This window comes from Streptomyces sp. SID14436 (assembly GCF_010548465.1).
GTDB lineage: Bacteria > Actinomycetota > Actinomycetes > Streptomycetales > Streptomycetaceae > Streptomyces.
Genome location: NZ_JAAGMD010000586.1, coordinates 1 through 4,847, shown reverse-complemented (window position 1 = coordinate 4,847; position 4,847 = coordinate 1). Strand labels below are relative to the sequence as shown.

The 4,847-nt window shown below is 76.0% G+C and carries 3 protein-coding genes and 1 pseudogene; 2 read left to right on the top strand and 2 right to left on the bottom strand.

What is annotated here, in order from left to right; all coding sequences use genetic code 11:
• A pseudogene (locus tag G3I53_RS20895) lies at positions 1-406 on the top strand (SWF or SNF family helicase); the annotation flags it as partial.
• Between the two features lie 151 nt (positions 407-557).
• Here G3I53_RS20895 and G3I53_RS20890 read toward each other — a convergent pair.
• Both G3I53_RS20890 and xylA read right to left on the bottom strand, forming a co-directional pair.
• Positions 558-887: a hypothetical protein gene (locus tag G3I53_RS20890; protein WP_164333110.1), complete on the bottom strand. Its 330-nt coding sequence runs from the start codon at positions 885-887 to the stop codon at positions 558-560.
• Between the two features lie 1,129 nt (positions 888-2,016).
• Positions 2,017-3,183 (bottom strand): xylose isomerase, encoded by a 1,167-nt coding sequence (gene xylA, locus G3I53_RS20885; protein ID WP_164333742.1) that lies wholly within the window; start codon positions 3,181-3,183, stop codon positions 2,017-2,019.
• A 125-nt stretch (positions 3,184-3,308) separates the two neighbouring features.
• On the opposite strand from xylA, the gene xylB reads away from it, so the two are divergent.
• Complete coding sequence (gene xylB / locus G3I53_RS20880) at positions 3,309-4,760, top strand: xylulokinase (RefSeq protein ID WP_164438644.1); 1,452 nt, start codon at positions 3,309-3,311, stop codon at positions 4,758-4,760.
• Positions 4,761-4,847: the final 87 nt, after the last annotated feature.

Sequence of the window (4,847 nt, the reverse complement as noted above, 5' to 3'; positions counted from 1 at the left end):
GGCCTCCGTGGCGGACCGGCTCGCCGACGGGTCGGGGCGCGGCCGGGAGGGGCTGGCGGTCGCCGTGCGTGCCTGGCGCGGGGGCGGGGCGGCGGCGCTGGCGGTACTGGACGAGGAGTGGGCCGTCGAGGGCGAGGCGGCAGCACGCGCGTGTGCGGTGCTCGACGCGGCGTGGGAGGAGGACGAGCGACCGTCGCTGCGGGCCCACGCGAACCGGTGGACCGTCGCCGGGGCACCCGTCCAGTTGCGCCTGGACCGCGCCGGACACTGGTGGCCGTACCGCGAGGAGCGGGGCCGCTGGGTTCCGGCGGGAGCCCCATCCCGGGACCCGGCCACGGCCCTGGCCACGGCGGAACGCGCGGCAGGGACCGACGCCCAGGACGCGCACGCGCGGGGCGGCTTGTAGCGGGGTGAGGGTCTCGCTCCTGGGCGGCACCGGTACCGGTCACTTGTCACCCCGTCAGCCGGCCCCGGTGGCCGGGCCCGCCCGGGCCGACCCCGGGGCCCGCGAGGCACGGGAGTCACTGGAGTCACGGGGAGGCAGGGCGGGCGGCGGGTCACTCCGGGGACGGCAGCAGCGACTCCAGGCCGCTCGGAAGATGGCTGGGCACTCCGCCGGGAAGATCGGTCGGAAAGCCGGACGGCAGCTCCGACGGCAGCTCGGTCGGCAGCTCGCTGGGCAGTTCGGTGGGCAGCTCCGACGGCAGCCTGCTCGGCAGGCCGCTGGGCAGCTCGGACGGGATGCCCAGCGACGGGTCGGGGGATCCGCGGGTGCTGGTACGGCTCTCGCCGGGTTCCCGCTCCGGTCCGTCCTCGCCGTCGGCGGCCATGAACACCACGAGGGACACGGCGGTGACGGCCAGGACGACGGCGAGCAGGATCAGCACGAGCCGTCGGCCCCCGCCGGGCCCGCGGCCCGGTCCGCCGTGGTCGTCCCCGGGAGGCTGTTCCGGCGGCCCGGGCGGCGGCCCGCCGTGGGAGGGCGGCCCGCCGTAGGAAGGGGGCCCGCCGTAGGAAGGGGGGCCGTCGTCGGAGGGCGGCCCACCATAGGACGGCGGGCCGAAGCCGTCGCCCGGTGGGGGCGAGTCACCCGGCGGACCGGAGGGCGGCTGGGGCGGTACGGGAGGCATGGCCATACCGGTCATCGTCTCCTCCCGCGGCCCCTCGGAGCGAGGGTTTCACGCGGAGTCGCCCGGAGTTGACGGGCACTCGGGGCGCGTGCGCCGTCCGGTCGGCGCGACATGTTGCCGTCCCTGCGCGCGGGAGCCGCCCACTGGTGCGGGGCCGCACGCGCGCCGGGACGGGCTGCCCCTCGCCGCCGTCCCGCTCCCGCGCGGGTGGGGGTCCGGGTGCGGGTGCGGCCTCCGTGGCAGCGGAAGACGGCCGCACCCGCCATCAGTCGGGGCGCCGCCCCCCGGCCCGAACCTCCGGCCCCCGAGCCCCGGCTCAGGACCGGCCGCTCCCGGCCGCTCCCGCCCCCGCGCGTGAGGGGCGCTGCCCTCCCCCGTGGCTCGACTCCCAGAGCCCGGGGCGGGGGCGGGTCGCCGCCGCACGTGCGCTCGAACGCGTCAGGCCCACGGTCGACGACCCTCGCGCCGGACGCCTCGGAGACAGGAGCTCCCCCGCCACGTGTGCGAGCACGCGGGAGCAGCAGGCCCGAAACCGCAACCGGCGCCCGCGCCCGAGCACACCCGAGCGCGGTCGCCCTCCCAGGCGGGTCGGCCAACTCAGCCGCGCACGCCCAGCAGGTGGTCCATCACCAACTGATCGACACGCTCGAAGACCAGCCCCGTGCGCCAGCCACCTAGAGAGGCAAGGCCTCCATCCATCCCCAGCCACACGTGTGCAAGCCCACGGAAGCAGCCGGCCCGGTGCCGAAACTCGGCGCCCGCACGGCCGCCCGCACCCGCCCGCACCCGCCCGGACACGTCCCTGCGCCCGGGCGCGGTGGGGCACGCCCGGGCGCGTTCGGGCTCGCCCGGGCACGGTGATCCGTGCCCGGGCGGCTCGGCCGCGTCAGCCGCGGGCGCCCAGCAGGTGGTCCATCGCCAGCTGGTCGAGGCGCTCGAAGGCCATGCCCCGGGCGGCCGCCGCCTCGGGGTCGAAGTCCTCGAACGCGGACCGGTCGTCGAGCAGCCCCCGCAGCCCGTCGGCGGCGGTGGGCTGGGCCAGCTCGTCCAGGCGGGACGCGCGCAGCGCCTCCTGCACCTCGGGGTCGGCGCGGAAGGCGCCCGCGCGGTCCTTGAGGATGAGGTAGTTGCGCATGCAGCCGGCGGCGGACGCCCACACGCCGTCGAGGTCCTCGGTCCGCGGCGGCTTGAAGTCGAAGTGCCGCGGGCCGCTGTACCCGGCCGACTCCAGCAGGTCGACCAGCCAGAACGCGGACCGCAGGTCGCCCGCGCCGAAGCGGAGGTCCTGGTCGTACTTGATGCCGGACTGGCCGTTGAGGTCGATGTGGAACAGCTTGTCCGCCCACAGGGCCTGGGCGATGCCGTGCGGGAAGTTCAGGCCGGCCATCTGCTCGTGGCCGACCTCCGGGTTGACGCCGAACAGCTCCGGGCGCTCCAGCTTCTCGATGAACGCCAGGGCGTGGCCGACGGTCGGCAGGAGGATGTCGCCGCGCGGCTCGTTGGGCTTGGGCTCCAGGGCGAAGCGGAGGTCGTAGCCCTGCGAGGTGACGTACTCGCCGAGCAGGTCGAAGGCCTCCTTCATGCGGTCCAGGGCGACCCGCACGTCCTTCGCGGCGCCCGACTCGGCGCCCTCACGGCCGCCCCAGGCCACGTAGACCTGGGCGCCGAGCTCGACGGCGAGGTCGATGTTGCGGATGGTCTTGCGCAGCGCGTAGCGGCGCACGTCCCGGTCGTTGGCGGTGAAGCCGCCGTCCTTGAACACCGGGTGGGTGAACAGGTTGGTGGTGGCCATCGGCACCTTCATGCCGGTGTCGTCGAGCGCCTGCCGGAAGCGCTTGATGTGCTCCTCGCGCTCGCTGTCGGTCGCGCCGAAGGGGATCAGGTCGTCGTCGTGGAAGGTGACGCCGTAGGCGCCCAGTTCCGCCAGGCGCCGGACCGACTCCGCCGGGTCCAGGGCGCGCCGGGTGGCGTCACCGAAGGGGTCCCGTCCCTGCCAGCCGACGGTCCACAGGCCGAAGGTGAACTTGTCCTCGGGGGTGGGCTGGTAGCTCATACCGCGGCTCCTTGCTCGCTGAGGCAACGCCGAGACTATTTCGTCATGGCGATTTACAAATTAGTATGCAGGAGCATCTCTGGGAAGAGAGCCACCCCACTGAGCCGCCGAAAAGGGAGAAACCGATGTCAGCAGCCGAGGGTCCGCTCGTCGTCGGCGTGGACACGTCCACCCAGTCCACCAAGGCGCTGGTCGTCGACGTGGCCACCGGCAGGATCGTCGCGAGCGGCCAGGCCCCGCACACGGTGACCACGGGGGCCGGCCGGGAGAGCGACCCGCGCCAGTGGTGGGACGCCCTGCTGGAGGCCCTGCGTCAGTGCGGGGAGCCCGCGCGTGAGGCCGCGGCGGTGTCCGTGGGCGGCCAGCAGCACGGTCTGGTCACCCTCGACGCGCAGGGGGAGCCGGTGCGCCCGGCGCTGCTGTGGAACGACGTGCGATCCGCCCCGCAGGCCCACCGGCTGACCGAGGAGCTGGGCGGCGCCAAGGGCTGGGCGGAGCGCACCGGGAGCGTGCCCACCGCGTCGTTCACCGTCACCAAGTGGGCCTGGCTCGCCGAGCACGAACCCGAGGCGGCCCGGGCCACCAGGGCCGTGCGCCTGCCCCACGACTACCTGACCGAGCGGCTCACCGGACAGGGCACCACGGACCGCGGCGACGCCTCCGGCACCGGCTGGTGGTCCTCCGGCACCGAGGCCTACGACGAGGAGGTCCTCGCCCACGTGGGGCTGGACCCGGCGCTGCTGCCGCGCGTGGTGCGGCCCGGCGAGGTGGCCGGCACCGTCCGCGACGGCCACGGCCTGCCCTTCTCCAAGGGCACCCTGGTCGCGTGCGGCACCGGTGACAACGCCGCGGCCGCCCTGGGGCTCGGGGTGCGCCCGGGCGTGCCGGTGATGAGCCTCGGCACCTCGGGCACGGTCTACGCGGTGTCCCGGCGCCGCACGGCCGATCCGACCGGCACGGTGGCCGGGTTCGCCGACGCGCGCGGCGACTGGCTGCCGCTGGCCTGCACCCTGAACTGCACGCTCGCCGTGGACCGGGTGGCCGCGCTGCTCCACCTCGACCGCGAGGCCGTGGAGCCCGGCCGCGGCGTCACGCTCCTGCCGTACCTGGACGGTGAGCGCACCCCGAACCTGCCGGGCGCCTCCGGGCTGCTGCACGGCCTGCGGCACGACACGACCGGCGGGCAGCTGCTCCAGGCCGCCTACGACGGTGCCGTGCATGCCCTGCTCGGTGCGCTCGACCTGGTTCTGGAGGAGGACGCGGACCGTTCGGCCCCGCTGCTGCTGATCGGCGGCGGCGCCCGGGGGACGGCCTGGCAGGAGACGGTGCGGCGCCTTTCCGGGCGGCCGGTGCAGGTCCCCGAGGCCAAGGAACTGGTGGCCCTGGGGGCGGCGGCCCAGGCGGCCGGTCTGCTGACCGGGGAGGACCCGGCCGCGGTCGCCCGCCGCTGGAACACGGCCGCGGGTCCGGTGCTGGAGGCCGTGGAGCGGGACGAGGAGACCCTGGCGAGGATCTCCGGGGTACTCTCCGACGCGGCCCCGCTGCTGGACCGGGACCACGGCGTGCGGGACGGATGACGGGCGGGCAGGCGACGGCGCGCCGGGACGCCCGGACCGGTGCAGCCACCGGCCGCCCCGGCCGCCCCCGCTCCACGCCCGGGGCAC

Excerpts from the sequence above, each read along its gene's own strand:
- xylA (WP_164333742.1), bottom strand. The coding sequence starts at position 3,183 with ATGAGCTACCAGCCCACCCCCGAGGACAAGTTCACCTTCGGCCTGTGG.
- xylB (WP_164438644.1), top strand. The coding sequence starts at position 3,309 with ATGTCAGCAGCCGAGGGTCCGCTCGTCGTCGGCGTGGACACGTCCACC.